This is a genomic window from Wolbachia endosymbiont (group A) of Urophora cardui (assembly GCF_964028435.1).
In the GTDB taxonomy this organism is placed as follows: Bacteria; Pseudomonadota; Alphaproteobacteria; order Rickettsiales; family Anaplasmataceae; genus Wolbachia.
This window is the reverse complement of record NZ_OZ034774.1, coordinates 1,454,390-1,468,693: the sequence shown is the minus strand read 5'-3', so window position 1 is coordinate 1,468,693 and position 14,304 is coordinate 1,454,390. Positions and strand designations below refer to the sequence as shown.

Annotated in this window: 16 protein-coding genes and 2 pseudogenes; 6 read left to right on the top strand and 12 right to left on the bottom strand. The window is 34.6% G+C overall.

Annotated elements, in window-relative coordinates:
* Window positions 1-32 precede the first annotated feature (32 nt).
* The 4 genes from ABWU38_RS07150 to ABWU38_RS07135 all read left to right on the top strand — a co-directional run bounded on the left by ABWU38_RS07150 (window position 33) and on the right by ABWU38_RS07135 (window position 4,076).
* A complete protein-coding gene (locus ABWU38_RS07150; protein ID WP_262986252.1) occupies window positions 33-698 on the top strand; it encodes a RadC family protein in 666 nt (221 codons plus the stop codon).
* 170 nt (window positions 699-868) lie between these two features.
* Window positions 869-2,056, top strand: coding sequence for a hypothetical protein (locus ABWU38_RS07145; protein ID WP_264376223.1), 1,188 nt, complete (start codon window positions 869-871; stop codon window positions 2,054-2,056).
* 86 nt (window positions 2,057-2,142) lie between these two features.
* Window positions 2,143-3,051 (top strand): helix-turn-helix domain-containing protein, encoded by a 909-nt coding sequence (locus tag ABWU38_RS07140; RefSeq protein WP_264374906.1) that lies wholly within the window; start codon window positions 2,143-2,145, stop codon window positions 3,049-3,051.
* Between the two features lie 89 nt (window positions 3,052-3,140).
* Complete coding sequence (locus ABWU38_RS07135) at window positions 3,141-4,076, top strand: helix-turn-helix domain-containing protein (RefSeq protein ID WP_264374905.1); 936 nt, start codon at window positions 3,141-3,143, stop codon at window positions 4,074-4,076.
* A gap of 95 nt (window positions 4,077-4,171) precedes the next feature.
* Here the strand turns inward: ABWU38_RS07135 and ABWU38_RS07130 are convergent, their stop codons facing one another.
* The 7 genes and pseudogenes from ABWU38_RS07130 to ABWU38_RS07100 all read right to left on the bottom strand — a co-directional run.
* A complete protein-coding gene (locus ABWU38_RS07130) occupies window positions 4,172-5,086 on the bottom strand; it encodes a patatin-like phospholipase family protein (RefSeq protein WP_264376222.1) in 915 nt (304 codons plus the stop codon).
* A gap of 14 nt (window positions 5,087-5,100) precedes the next feature.
* Window positions 5,101-5,322, bottom strand: coding sequence for a hypothetical protein (locus ABWU38_RS07125; protein ID WP_214303297.1), 222 nt, complete (start codon window positions 5,320-5,322; stop codon window positions 5,101-5,103).
* A 67-nt stretch (window positions 5,323-5,389) separates the two neighbouring features.
* Window positions 5,390-5,935, bottom strand: a complete 546-nt coding sequence (locus ABWU38_RS07120) for an ankyrin repeat domain-containing protein (RefSeq protein WP_214303457.1) — start codon at window positions 5,933-5,935, stop codon at window positions 5,390-5,392.
* 58 nt (window positions 5,936-5,993) lie between these two features.
* Window positions 5,994-6,959, bottom strand: a complete 966-nt coding sequence (locus ABWU38_RS07115; RefSeq protein WP_264339203.1) for a phage late control D family protein — start codon at window positions 6,957-6,959, stop codon at window positions 5,994-5,996.
* Complete coding sequence (locus tag ABWU38_RS07110; RefSeq protein ID WP_343327296.1) at window positions 6,956-7,165, bottom strand: tail protein X; 210 nt, start codon at window positions 7,163-7,165, stop codon at window positions 6,956-6,958. The genes ABWU38_RS07115 and ABWU38_RS07110 overlap by 4 nt, the downstream gene beginning before the upstream one ends.
* Complete coding sequence (locus ABWU38_RS07105) at window positions 7,162-7,509, bottom strand: phage tail protein (protein ID WP_214303300.1); 348 nt, start codon at window positions 7,507-7,509, stop codon at window positions 7,162-7,164. Before ABWU38_RS07105 ends, ABWU38_RS07110 begins: the two co-directional genes overlap by 4 nt.
* Window positions 7,509-8,384: pseudogene (locus ABWU38_RS07100) on the bottom strand (phage tail tape measure protein); the annotation flags it as partial. The pseudogene ABWU38_RS07100 and the gene ABWU38_RS07105, both read right to left, overlap by 1 nt.
* A 92-nt stretch (window positions 8,385-8,476) precedes the next feature.
* On the opposite strand from ABWU38_RS07100, the gene ABWU38_RS07095 reads away from it, so the two are divergent.
* Window positions 8,477-8,776, top strand: a complete 300-nt coding sequence (locus ABWU38_RS07095) for a transposase (RefSeq protein ID WP_264374494.1) — start codon at window positions 8,477-8,479, stop codon at window positions 8,774-8,776.
* Window positions 8,752-9,630, top strand: coding sequence for an IS3 family transposase (locus ABWU38_RS07090; RefSeq protein WP_264374805.1), 879 nt, complete (start codon window positions 8,752-8,754; stop codon window positions 9,628-9,630). The genes ABWU38_RS07095 and ABWU38_RS07090 overlap by 25 nt, the downstream gene beginning before the upstream one ends.
* A 44-nt stretch (window positions 9,631-9,674) precedes the next feature.
* Here ABWU38_RS07090 and ABWU38_RS07085 read toward each other — a convergent pair.
* The 5 genes and pseudogenes from ABWU38_RS07085 to ABWU38_RS07065 all read right to left on the bottom strand — a co-directional run.
* Window positions 9,675-10,217, bottom strand: a pseudogene (locus ABWU38_RS07085) (hypothetical protein); the annotation flags it as partial.
* Window positions 10,214-10,399, bottom strand: a complete 186-nt coding sequence (locus tag ABWU38_RS07080; RefSeq protein ID WP_214303306.1) for a hypothetical protein — start codon at window positions 10,397-10,399, stop codon at window positions 10,214-10,216. The gene ABWU38_RS07080 and the pseudogene ABWU38_RS07085, both read right to left, overlap by 4 nt.
* Before the next feature lie 4 nt (window positions 10,400-10,403).
* On the bottom strand, window positions 10,404-11,600 hold the full coding sequence (locus ABWU38_RS07075) for a hypothetical protein (RefSeq protein WP_353272740.1): 1,197 nt from the start codon (window positions 11,598-11,600) through the stop codon (window positions 10,404-10,406).
* Window positions 11,601-11,620: 20 nt separating this feature from the next.
* Complete coding sequence (locus ABWU38_RS07070; protein ID WP_353272739.1) at window positions 11,621-13,573, bottom strand: DUF4815 domain-containing protein; 1,953 nt, start codon at window positions 13,571-13,573, stop codon at window positions 11,621-11,623.
* Window positions 13,574-13,579: 6 nt separating this feature from the next.
* Entirely contained in the window at window positions 13,580-14,263 is a 684-nt protein-coding gene (locus ABWU38_RS07065) for a hypothetical protein (protein WP_353272738.1), read from the bottom strand.
* Between the last annotated feature and the right edge of the window lie 41 nt (window positions 14,264-14,304).

Here is a 14,304-nt window from a genome sequence, read left to right as displayed (position 1 = left end):
AAACATTTTGTTATTAGTGAAGGGTAATTTTTATGAATAATAAGAAAGATCGTAGAGAAGAAATAGAATTCAGAGCATTAGAAAGCAACGGTAAAGCACTACTTGATCGTGAAGTAATAGAAACGTTTCTAAGTGCAGTGCATGACAGGGAAGAAGCTCGAATTATTGCTAGAAAGCTAATAGATAGTTTTGGAATAGGAGGAGTTTTAGGCCAGGAAATAGATGACTTGAAAACTATAGAAGGGATAACTGACTCTACAGTAGCAGTAATTTTATGCCTAAAGGAAGCTGCAAAGAGAGTACCAAGAGAAGAGTTAAAGAAAGGACCTGTAATGGATAACTTGGAAACCATAGTAAAATATTTAAGGGTGAGTATTGGCTATTCAGAGGAGGAAAAGATGAAAATAATATATTTTGATCAAAAGTGCCGTTTAAAGGGGGAAGAAGTGTTTACTGGTACAGTAGATAAGGTACCTTTTTACATAAGAGAAGTAACAAGAAAGGCATTAATAAGAAAAGCGACGTCAATAATAATATCGCATAACCACCCAGAAGGAAGGTTAAAGCCATCTGATGAGGATGAAGCTGTAACTAAAGACTTGGCTAAAGCTTGTCAGACTATAGGGATTAGGTTACTGGATCATATTATCATCACAAGTGTTGGGTATTTTAGCTTTAAAGAGCAAGGACTGTTATAAAGGAGATGTTTGAAGATTTTCATGAGCTGTTTAACTACTTGAATGAAGAAAGTATTTGTAAATGCATTAATTATTGCTTATAATTAATGAAAAAGTATATATTAAGTTAATAATAAAGTAATAAAGTCGGTTGTAGACTTAGTAAAGTATATTTAATAGCGGAGGCTAATATGGTTAATAAAATAATTGTACCTTTTGATGATCAAGAAGGAGGTGTTTACGAATTAAATGTTGATCTTGATAGATTATCAAAGGGTGAAATATCAAATGCGATTATAGGAATTGGTCGTACTAAGGAGCAATCCACCTTTGTAGGCAAAATTAATAAGGCTAAAAAACCTGGAGAAGTGCCCTCCTCTAATAGAGACGTTCAAATCAACTATGGAAAAGGGCTTGATTATATATATGGTACAAAACCTTTAAACGATCAAGCAGAATATTTAAATCCATTTACTTCAGCTTTGAAAAAAATAAAGCCAAGTGCAAGCGAAAGTGAAAAGTTAAGCTGGTTTAAGAGTTCTGTAGTAGAGGCAAAAAGCGTAAATGAATTGCATAAAGCCATAGACCAAGTATTAGCATCTGGAGAAAGGCTAAATGCATGTAATGATGGGGAATGGAGCTTTGCTGAGTATGTAATATTGGGTACACATTTTCATAAATTTGATAAGGCTGATCGTAAAAAGCTAATACGTAAACTAATGCTAAACGGTGCAGAGTTTCATGATACTTTATTGGAGAATAAATTGATAGGTGAAATCTATAATGAGCTACAACCAGAAGTTCAGCCACAGATAGATGAGAGACTAGAAGAACTAGAGAAAGCTGGAGAAAGTGCTGTGCAAGAAGGAGAATTAATAGATGTTGAAATAGATAATACAACATCGTATATAGAATTTTCTGGGGATAGCAAGGTAGAGGTAGCCAAAATACTGAGAGAGTTAGGAAGTAATATTTTAAAAATTGGCAATGATGCAGTTGAGGTTAAAAGTGAGAAGGGAGGTATAAGAAACTATATCGATATGTCAGATGGAAGCTCTATTATATTAGAATTTCCTACAAGCATTGGTAAGCTAGATATTATATTGTACCACGATGTAAAAAAATATGATCAAGTACAAGTCAGAGTAGAAAATAAGGAAATGTGGTCTAAATTACAAGAAAGAGGCGAAGAAATAGGAAAAAATTGTCTTTTTGCTGGAGTAAAACTTAAAGAAGCAGTAGAAAAGGGAAGTTTTATGAGATGTGGCATATGGAATAGCAAGCAGCTTATGAAGGAGGTTGATAGCCCAAGTGAAAAATTGTCTTCATGGGTAGATAAAGTACGTGAAAATAGTAAAGAAACTTTTAGGGGGCTTTAATTCATTTATTTTAAGGTTCCAGAGTCTACCATTATATCTGGAGCCTTTGAGCTATAGTAGAAAATATTATATGTATGGTTCTTTGTATGGAAAAAAGTCTAGACTGTGAGGTAGGGCAAAAAGTAAAAAATTGGAGGTTAGAGAGAGGGTATACTCAGAAGGATTTAGCGGAGAAGGTTGGTGTAAAGTACTGGGCAATACTGCAATATGAAAAAGGGAGTCGTAAAATTCCAATTAAGAAATTATATGCTATAGCAGAAGCATTATCAGTAAATGTTAAAGGTCTAGTTTGTGGAGAGACGCTACCAAATGAAAAAAGATATTTTGAAGATGAAGAAATATTAAATTTAGTAAAGGGTTATAAAGATAAAGAATTAAGCGAGGTATTTTATTTATTAACCAAATTTATTCGTTTGAGTGAGGAAAGAAGCAGAAAAGCGGTAAAAATAGAAGTAGCAAGGGGTTTGATGAAAGTAGGAGTTTCTGCTCATGTTATCTCTCGAACAACTAACTTATCTATTGGTGAGTGTGAGGAGAACAAAATTCCCATTCCATACAAAGTAGGGCAAAGGATAAAAGAGTGGAGATTGATACGAGGATATACACAAAAAGATTTAGCGAATAAAGTTGGCATAACAAATCAAGGAATATACGAGTATGAACAAGGGAGAGCTGCTGTCTCACTTGAAATGTTAGATGAAATAGCAAAGGTATTATCAATCAGTATCATAGATCTACTTCCCGAATCAGATGAGGATAGTGAAGCGGAAGAAAAGCTATCAAAGTTGATAGAAGAATACAAAAAGATTGAGAGTCGGGAATTACGCGATATGCTAATCAAGTCTTTATTTGAAGGTATACATGTTTGTAGAGAAAAGGTCAGAGAGGAAAAGAAGATTGAAGTTGCAAGGAATTTAGTGAAAGAAGGAATTTCTGTTGATATTATCTTGCAAACGACAGGCTTATCAAATTATATGATTGAGGAATTTTTGTGATTTCATAAAAACTTAGCCAATAGTGGATTTTTTTGTGATAGAATATATGTTTGCTTCTGTAGGAAAAACAGCTTTTAGAGGATTTATCTATGATAATTCAGAGCATATTGAGCTACGAGCTAGGGAAAAAAATAGAAGGTTGTAGGATAGTACAAGGGTATACTCAGGCAAAATTAGCAAGCAAAATTGGTTTAACATATAAGGAAATACATAACTTTGAACTAGGGTGCAAGGCTATTACAATCAAAGAATCGTATATAATAGCAGGAGCATTATCAGTTAATGTTATAGATCTACTTCCAGTACCAACAGTACTAAGAGAAAACAGTTGGTATGAAGATGAGGATAAAGAAATAGTCTATCTAACAAAAATACATAGAGAAATTAAGGATCAGGAATTACGCAAGAAGCTGTATCCATTAGTAAGGTTTGTATATATTAGCGAGAAAATTAGCCAAGAAGAAGCGAAAATAGAAGTAGCAAAGAATCTAGTGAAAGAAGGAGTTTCAGTTGATATTATTTCCCAAGTGACTCGCTTATCTACTTATGAATATGATGATATAGAGAAAGAAATTTGTACTGATTCTATACTCTACAAAGTGGGGAAAAGGATAAAAGAGCAGAGATTAATACGGGAATACACTCAGGAGGACTTGGCAAATAAAATAGGTTCAACACCTAAAGAAATACACAACTATGAACGAGGATATACAGACATTCCAATTGAAATATTATATAAGATAGCAAAGACATTATCAGTTAACATTAAAGCTCTTGGACTAACAGAATATGAAAATGAGCCAGTTTTGAGGTTTGTAGGTAAATGCGAAAAAATTGAGGATCAAGAATTACTGGATACGGTAGCCAGATCTTTATCTGAAGGAATGCAAACTGGTAAAGAAAAGGTTAAAAAAGCAGAGAAAATCAAGATTGCAAAAGATCTAGTTAAGGAAGGTGTTGCTATTGATATTATTGTGCGAGCAAGTGGCCTAACTGCTGATGAGTTGGGTGAGTGTGAAAATTGAATGTGTTTAAGATATAAGTAAAGTTAGTTAATGATTTAACCAGTAGAATTTGCTAACCAACTTTTTTGGCTCAGTTGAATTTTGCTTGGTATAAATTAAGATATGAAATCGCAAAGTTTATCTATTAATTTCTGGTTGTCCTTTATCATTGCATTTGCCTCTTGCTGAAGAGATTTGATATTTTTGAGTGTAATATTGTCCATCTCAGTCGATGCTACTTTCAATTGCGATTGTATTCTTATGTATTTATCATCTATTACTTGTTCTAGTTGATAATCAACGCAATCCAATCCAGAAGCAAACATCACATTCAGTAGTGGCTTGATCCACCCTATTTTGCCAAATCTCCTTGAGTTAGCATACTTTATACTTCTATTTGTTCCACCAGTACCTATTGATAGCAGTATAATCTCATCATTTGGAAATAACCTTTTACCACTTGCATATGCACAAGCCGCTGGATTATTGGCAAACACTCCGCCATCTATCAACACTCTCTCTGTTTGGCTAATTTTCAGACGTTTTGGTGTGAAGTACGTTGGAGCAGCTGTTGTAGCTCTGAGTGCATCTTTTAACTTAATGTTTTCTTCTTTCCAACTTTTGAAGAAAAATTCACAACTATTGTGAATGTCATAACTGGTGAGTAGTAGATTACTCGCAACATCGGCCATAGTACTTTCACCAAAGTATTTGTTGAGAATAAATTCCATATTTCTATATGAGTACTGAGAACCACTCAGCCAAGAAGCAATTGATTTTCTCCAAAATGATGATTGAAAGATATATGCTCCATACTCTTGGTAAAGTTCAACCAAATCATTGGCAGAGTATTGAAGTTTATTGCTTTTACAAAGTCCAGCAACAATAATCCCACCGGTTGAGGTTCCTGCCATTAAATCAAAAATCTGGGAAATTGGCTTTTTTGTCCTAGATTCAATTTCTGCTAGAATAATGGCAGGTATTATCCCTCTAATGCCACCTCCATCTACAGATAAAATGTACTTTGTCACTGAAAATTTAGTTCTTATTTGTGTTTGTGAATAGCTTCAAGTTCATTGACTTCTTCAGTGAGGTTTTTCACTCTCTCTTCAAGTCGATAAACTGTTTCCATTAGTTCGTGATTTCGTTCTATAAATTGATCATGAATTTGTACTTTTAAATCAAGCTTAGCGAGCCACCAAATTGTTGCTATGGTCTGTATTACCATCGTTACTATTACTGTGATTGGGATTTTTTGCTTTTTCATGTGAAAATATTAACTTGTTATAGATAGTTTTAGAAGTTTATATACAGATTATAGAAAACTTACAGCTTTAGTGATTTCTTTCTATTGATTTGTATCGATCCTCTGCTTCTGCAAGTAGCTTTATTATTTCTCTGTAAGGTTTATCTTTGTTGTGCCTTGATGCCATTACAGCTATTCTTCTAGGGCTTTTTCCATTGCTATCCTTTATGTTAGGATTCGCTCCTTTTTCTAATAGAAACTCAACGATTTCTAAATAGCCTTGATCTGCAGCAGAATGTAGCGCTGTCCATTTAAATTTATTAGTAGCATTAATATCAATACCATCTTCTACTAAAAACCTTACGATTTCTAAACATCCTTCTCCTGCAACATAACGTAATGATTTTTCACCAATACTTATATTATCTTTTATCAAGGATTTCACAGTTTCCAAGTCACAGTTCTTAGCTGCGATTTCTAATGTGGCGCTGTAACTCTCATCTCCTTTTTTAAACAAGGAAAAATATATAACCACAATACACACCGTTAGCACTATAAGAAAAATTAATCCATCAAATTCTCCTTGACGTATAATTGAATTTTTATGAAAAAGCCTTCTTACATTTCTGCTCATGTAGTACTGCAATAATTATACCCATCTAGAATTAAATAATCATTTGCTTAAGTTTCACTTAAACAGCTTTGCTCACTGTTGCCTCTACTATAGTTTGATATCCCCTATTATTGAGAATATGTTCTGCCTTGCTAATTATCCATTCACCTTCAATTTCCTGACAAAATCCTGAAAGGCTGATCTTAGCTTCTGCAAATAATTCTGGATTACCAGGAACAGTTACATTTAAGTTTGATGTACTACGTTTTAGTTGTCTTAACTTAGCTGCTGCTGCACTAATTGCTGATTCTGCGGTAGAGTAAAGCGTTTGCAGGGTATAACTTGGACCCTCATTTCCCACTTTCTCTTCTATAGTTTCTCCCTTTTCATAACTGTGCCATTTTGCAATAACAGATCCATATTTGTTACGCACATTAAAATTTACCTCCCAATTTATAACATCTTTAGGTGTAAGTACTGTTGTGCCTAACATCTTTCCAGTTGCTGATCTTGCTTCTCCCTTTGGAATAAAAATTATATATCCTCCTGCTGGTTTTACTAGTGCATCATATTTTTTCCCTAACCCTTCCAAAAAACTCATGTCGCTTTCATCTGCTTGAATGATATGTGGTATAAATATATTTTCAAATCTTTCAGCGACTTTACCTTCATACCCATGCTTTTGTGCTATTTCTTTAATTAAATCTCCTAAGGTAATGTCCTTCCATTCCTTTGATTTTCTTTCCTTTAATGATCCTCTTAAACTTGCAGCATCACATTTTATTCTTAAAGTTTGCGGTGGACTTTGTATTGTAATTTGATTTGCCTTATATACTCCCATAGGCAATAAACCTGTTTCTTTGTATCCGAGAAAAATTTGTAAATTACCCTTAAGTTCTAAAGCGCTAGAGTTATAACTAATATATATCTCAGCTTCGTCACTTGTAGTACCGGATCCATCAGTAACACGTAATAATATTAAACTCTTTTTTAAAACCTCTGTTACTGGGTTATTTTTTGCTACTATATCAAAGTCTGGCGTCATTCATCTAAAATATTTATGACAGATTCTTTCGATATTTTCTGGATTTTAGGAAGCTTAATTCTTAATCCAGCGGGCAAAAAGCTTGCGTATTCTGCAAGGCCTGGATTTTCAAGCAATACTTCCTCCACTGCTCCACTACTGTATCCATAATGTTTCCAGCAAATGTAATCCAACATTTCGTTTTCTTTCGTGTAATAATAAATCACTTACTGTAACTTTTTAACTTCAAAATAAACTCAACTTTTCTCGGTTTTCCATCAGGAAAAAATAATATCTGCTTTTCTTCTACATTAGTAATGACAAAATTTCCAAATACACTTCCTGAATTATCAACTAGAACGTGTGGTTCTTGAGTGTTACGTATATTTTTTAGCTGTTCTAAGCCATTACTCTGATAACGTGAATAAATCACTCCTGTTAAATCAATACATTCAATTCCTGAACCAATGTTTTGTAGCGACGTTTTTTCAATACATTCAATTGTATACCACCTTTCTTCTTTACTGTATCTTAGGCTTGTTGGTTCAAGCTTACATTTTCCAAACAACATTAATGCAACTCTTCAACTATATCAAAAAGTGCTCCACGTGCTTGTTCTCTAAATCTTTCTATTACTGCATCAGCAACGCTGCGCACATCTTCAGACTTAATATTGATATTAAACGTTTGATAGAATGCTTGGTTATATACTTTCGATTCCCTATTTTCACATCTACTTTTCTTGAATGCTTTCTCAACTTCTTCTTGCTCCATAGCTCTTTTTTCTTCTATAACACTTTTAACTTTAAAACTTTCAAAATTGCTTTTGCTATTTTCTGAAAATTGTTTAATAGCACTATTATTTGTCAATGGGTTTCCATTACTGAAAATACTATTTTTAGAAAGCTTATTAACAGAATTTCTATTATTTTCAAATTTTCTAATCGGGCTATTCTCAGCAAATATGCTACTAACTGTATTTCCCATCCATGAAAAGGTTTCTCCTATAGGTTTAATGAGTGATTTCCAAAAGCTAGAGAAAAAGTCTTTCACTTTTTGCCAGTTAGTGATAACAAGAGCTGCACCAGTGACAAGACTTGCTACTAAAAGTCCAATCGGGTTACTCATTACAGCAAACGTTATTGCTCTTAGTCCTGTTACTACTGCAGGAAAAACTGTAGCTGATAAAAATGAAAATACTCCAAGTAGGTTTGCTTTCAGACCAAAAATCGTACTTCCTAGCAATGTAAATCCGTATCCTAGTCCTACTGCTGCAATTTTTAAACTTATCAAAGCTGCTAAAGTACTCATGATTGCCGTAGTTAAAGTTGGATGTTTTTCTGCAAAAGAAGCTATACGCTCTGTTATTGTTTTCAAACTTCCAGCTACATAATTTAAAGTAGGTAACATTACTGACCCTAGATTCATTCCAGCTTCAAATACTGCATTTTTAAGTAATTGACCTTACCCATAAAAAGTAGACAGAAAGTTAAGACGTTTTTGAAGTAAAATAAAACGTTTTTTCAAAGAGGTGTGGTATGACAAAAAGAAAAGAATATACAGCAGAATTCAAAATTGAAGCTATAAGACTAGTAAAAGAAACAGGTCAATCATCAGCAAAAATAGCAAGAGATTTGGGTATTAGCAGTGATTCATTAAGCAGATGGGTAAAAACATACAATGATAGAATGTCTGGAGTAGATGCGTTTCCAGGAAAAGGGAAAGTAGCTCATTGTGACAAAGAAAAGTTTGATTTAAAGAAAGAGCTGGCAAGAGTAACGAGGGAAAGAGACATTTTAAAAAAAGCCCTGGGATATTTTGCAAACCAAAAAGAGTAAAATATTCTTTTATAAAAGAGCATGAAAACTGCTGTAAAATAAGAGAGCTATGCAGGTTTTTGAACGTATCTGCTTGTGGTTATTATAAATGGATTTCTAAGGAAAAAAGTAATAAAAAATCAACAAGAGAAGAGCTCATAAAAGATATTCAAAAGATATATCAAGCGTCACAATGCAGATACGGAGCTCCCAAAATCCACGCTGAATTAAAGGTTTTAGGTAAAAATTATAACATCAAAACAGTGCAAAATGTTATGCAGGAAAATGGCATTCAAGCCCAACTTAGACGAAGGTTTAAGACTAAGAAACTTCAAACAGACAATAGAGTTATAACTCCTAACATATTGGATCAGAATTTCACCACTGATCAGCCAAACAAGATATGGGTAACTGATATTACACACATAAACACCAACGAAGGATGGCTATATTTGACAGCAATAATAGATTTATATTCACGCATGGTAGTTGGTTGGTCAATGAGTAATTCAATAAATAAGCAATTAGTTATAGATGCTTTATTGATGGCTGTTGATAGGCGCAAACCCGTTAAAAATCTACTATTTCATAGCGATCAAGGATCGCAATACACCTCTAAAAATTATCAATTTTTACTAAGTACAAAAAATATTACTTCTAGTATGAGTCACAAAGGTTGTTGTTATGATAATGCTGTTTCAGAGAGCTTTTTTAGTTCACTTAAGAGAGAGTTACTCATTGATACTTCACAACACTCTGCACAACAAGCTAAAACCGCAATATTTGAATATATAGAAATTTTTTATAATAAACAGCGTAGACATTCTACTATTAACTATTGCATTCCTGAAAAATTTGATTCATCATTTTCATGAAAAAAACGTCTTAACTACCTGTCTACTTTTTCTGGGTAAGGTCAATCTACTAAACCTTTAAGACCATCTTTATGACTGTTACTAATGCTATTTATTGCTGCAATATTGGCATTCTTTCTCGTATCAAGTAGCGATATGTGTGAATCTGATGATGCTTTTAAAGTGTTTAAGGAATTATCCCTAAGCTTGTTAATTGCATTGACAGAATCTGTTTTCGCTTCAGTTATTGCAGATATTGAATTTTCCTTATTGCTGTTTATGTCGCTTAAGTGCGTCCTTGCAGCGCTTAAAAGTTCATTTAACTTACCATCTGTCATCTGTACAATTTCAGAAACTGAACTTTTACCGATTATTGATTCCAGTGCTTTAGCAAGATATGCTAGTTGATCTGGCGTACTGTTTGCTGCTAAATCCTTAAGCCTTCTCTGTAGTGCATCAATTATTTCTTTTACTTCAGTCATTTGCACAACGTTGGCAATAGCTTTTTTATCTGCTATCAATTCCAGAGATTTTGCAAGATATGCCAGTTGATCAGGTGTGCTAATTACTGCTAAATCCTTTATCCTTTGGTATATCGCTTCTTTCATTCCCAAAAATTCAAAAAAGTTTCAAATCTAAATCGTTCAAAATTACTTTTAAGTTCATTTTCTCTCTCACTCATATCTTCATCTATTTTTTCTATAGCTCTTCGAATACGTACTACATCTTCCACTGCAATATTCTCTGGATGAGGCAGTGGATACCCTCTGCTTGTTTTATCATCTGACATTCTGCTAAGTGATAATGATTCGTAGATTTTTGACTTTAGGACGATAGACAACCGTTCCACTTAAAACTAATTTTACTCTTGTTTCATTGCCATTAAAGTTTGTTAGTACATGAGTTCTCTCTACCCAATTTTCCCCTATTGGTTTTCCCGAGGTTAAATTTACTAGCTGCCATTCTTCGACGCTTTTCTGCACATATGCTTTTACATCTGCAGTGCCAGGTATTAGCGCATCATACGTTATGGTGATTTTAGTGTTAGCTCCTGCTGTAATACTTCTTGTAACATAATCTCCTTTTTCCCCTATATTACCCATAACTAGCTGTAACCCAGGATATAGCACTGGACTTTTTTCTTTTGACCCTTTTAAATTTGCCTTTACTGTTAGCTCTCCAGATAATCTTTCACGCAGCGCGAGCGGCAAATTATCAGACAAAAAGTTCTCTTTTCCCTCTTCATCTGTTAAGATAAATTCCACATTGGTATCAAATGCTACTTTTTCGACGTTCGTCAAAACAATTAAATCTGAAGTATTGGTTGCTGTAACTTTTCCCAGATCAATAACGTGAGAATTTTCGCTAAATTTTGCAGCTAGTAGTCGAAACGTTAAATCTAAATTTTGATGTGATGTCCAGGTGCTTGCATTGCTTGATGACAGTAATACTCCTACTTGATATGGCTGGCTTGTTACCCAACGGCTATTTACTGCATCATATTTGCCAAGTTCTGCTATCTTTACTGCAGTACTAGGATCATCAGTAAGCAGTACTATTGCATACTCCTCTCCTGCATGGCAAAACACTGGTGACCAAGTTATACGTGTTGCTGTGCCATCTATCTTTATATCTTTTGGCTCAATATAACTTTCAGCAATGACAGTTTGCGAGGGCATTCCCACTGCTGTTTCTCTAATCTGCACAGCAACACGTTTTTTGCCTCTATTTATAAACCATAACTCTAGACCTCCTATGTGTCTGCTCTCATTTAAAGTAAATGTTTGCGCTAAAGGATCAACTCTTCTTGCTGCGATCACTCTTCTTCTTTCCTCTATGGTAATTGTTTTTTTACCAGTATAAGTTGCTTCTCCATAACTGCCTTTATCACCGAAGAACTGCACTAACTTAGTCCCAGCAGGAATGTTTCTTGGTACAGTAAATCTTCCTTTTATTTTTCCTCTGTTATCAGCAATAAATGTTGCGATCATGTTTTTCTTTCAAATATTTTCTATGCTTGAGGTTGAATAAAAATTCCATCAAACTTTAATTCCTTAAGCTTTTCACCAGTTGCAAAACCTTCAATCTCAAAATTTTGAGTTGCTTCTCGCATAAATTCAGTTTCGTATGAGGTACTTGACAGCAGCTCTGTTGTTTCTTTAACATTAAATACTCTGGTTACTGGACTTTTCCAATTAGTGGTAACCTCTGTCCAGTGGTCAATGTTTTTATTTAGAGTAATTTGTGCCGGGACTGGATCAAAAGCTTGATATGGATTGATCTTTTCTCCTTTGGTCTGTAAAAGCTGCTCCAGTACCGGTTCAAGTTCATACGGCAAAAGATATCTTTCCCCACCTTTTTCAATATCTGCAACTTCTACATCTATTGGCAGAACTAGCTCTCTATTTACTATTGCTGCAGACTGCGAAATTCCTTGATCACGCATATCATCATCAAAGAATGGGTCAACAAATACTCCTTTTTTGGTAGTAGGTTCTCTTGAATTTGCATCATTGCGTAGACGTTCCTGTGCAACAAGAGCATAAAGATCATTTATTCCTTTTTTCATTGCTTCAAGCTCATTCATCGGTACAGCATGAATAGCATTATTCACTATTTTTACCCCTTCTTTTTCTCCGCTTTTCCATGTCTGATGAATGTAGCAGAGCAAAAGTTGTCCAGAGGGTGCTTTAGGCATCGATGGTCGCCAAGGGTGAGCTATGCCTTTTATTCTTCTTACTACTCCTTTGCTATCGATAGTAATTAAATCAAAGCGTGGCATTTTCCAGGTGTAATCAATCAGAACCAAGCTGTTATCAACTGCTCCTTTTACTTTACACCCCTCTTCATTTATATCTTCAGGGCTTACATGAGTGCGGCAGCGGTAAGTTATTTGATAACTACTTCCAGGAGCTGGTTCTTTACCTGGTAATGACCAATCAACATTTCCTGCATTTAACTTATAGTCTATACTATTTTCATAAATAACATTACCTTGTTTAACTTGAATAATCTCAAGTACTGCAGAGTCAGGTATTGGATCAACAGCTCCTGAGTATGAACCGTGAGTAACGGTAATGGTTTTTTGAACAGTTATATCTACTTTTTTAATTTCACTTATTGGAAAATCATTAACTTTAAGTTCCATTACTCTTTGGCTATTTGGCTGAAAAGTATGTGGTTCTGATTCAACTGATTTTATATCTGGATCTTCATCAAAAGAAACACGAATACTATGAGGTAACTCAATCTCATAACCATCAACATGAGCTTTACCCTCATTAATCACAAATATTTCTTTTTTACCTTTTTTTACCCCTTCTTCTCCCTTTTCTTCTTTGTGGAGGAACATCACTTCAAGGCCATTTACAACGTAGGAACCATTTGCTTCTTTATCATAACGAGCAAGAGCTGTAGTTACTATGTTTGCTTGTGGTGGCGGTGAATGTTCTATCAATACTCCATTTTCAATGTTATAAATTGGATAAAATTCTCCTTCAGAAAAACGTGGAGAAAGACCTTCTGCTTGATAACCCCAAATGGTGGAAACTTTAAGCCTTGCAGCTCCTACTTCTTGATAATTACGTGTACCAACAGCAGGATCACGAAGGTTTTCATCCTCAAGTTCTGTAATCGTAGATTCTAGATAATAAACACCTATGCGAACTGTGGTACTCAGTGAAATAACAAATTCTTCTTTTTCAACTTTTCTCACTGCTCCACGAAGATAGATTTTTCCTCTTTCAAGTGTAACTTTACCAGTTTCTCTATCTATAATACAATTGCTTCCTGTTATAACATCACCATCACGAAATATTGCATCACCTATACCTTTAAGCTTAGAGAGAGCATACTCCTGAGTCTCGTTTAGTTCTGCAGACTGTAGACCTCTTCCAGCAAGAAATAAGCTTTTCTCATATTCTTTGTCAGGATTAAAGCGGTTATAATAGGCGTTTAAAGTCATTTTGTTTCAAAAAGTTACAACAAATGAAAAAGTTTCCCGAGTTGCAGATGTTCTGATAAGTGGTACGGTATGTTCCAAAACCAACAAAATCCCATGTTCTTCTATATCTTGAGGTTCAAAATATCTCTGTCCTTCAGGTAATTCTTTTTTTACTTTAGTACCAACCATAACCCCTAATTCCCGTATAACTTGATTTGCTGCGTCCGTGAAATCGAAAGTAAATTTAAGGTAGAGATTGTTGGTTGGTACAGCGGAAGATTTAAACCTTCCAGAAGGAGTTATAAGTTCGCCGTTTTCATCACCTTTGCAGAAGAGAACTTCGTCTGCAGTACGTCTGCCAAGTTCATTGAGTAGTTTTTGAGAAGTAATAGGCTCCGGTGGTGTGCTTTGAACGTACTCTATAGTAACTGTACTATTCTCTACAATAGAGCTATTTTCTGTGCGCTGAATAACACCAGTACTACTATCAACTGTATAGTCAACACTTGGCTGATAAGTTGTTTGTCCTGTAAAAACCCTTACATCTTTAATAGTGTGGTGATCTAGAGCTATTTCATCCTCAACAAAAACTTTTTCGACTTGATGACTACTTTCCCAGCTTGCATCACCACTGCCCCAGGCAAGATGTAGAGATTGCTCTTTTATGCTTGCGGCTATTGCTGCTCTTCCTGATTGTGTGAGTATTGACATTTGAAAATTTGACTCCTGTATATATATTCACCAAAATTACA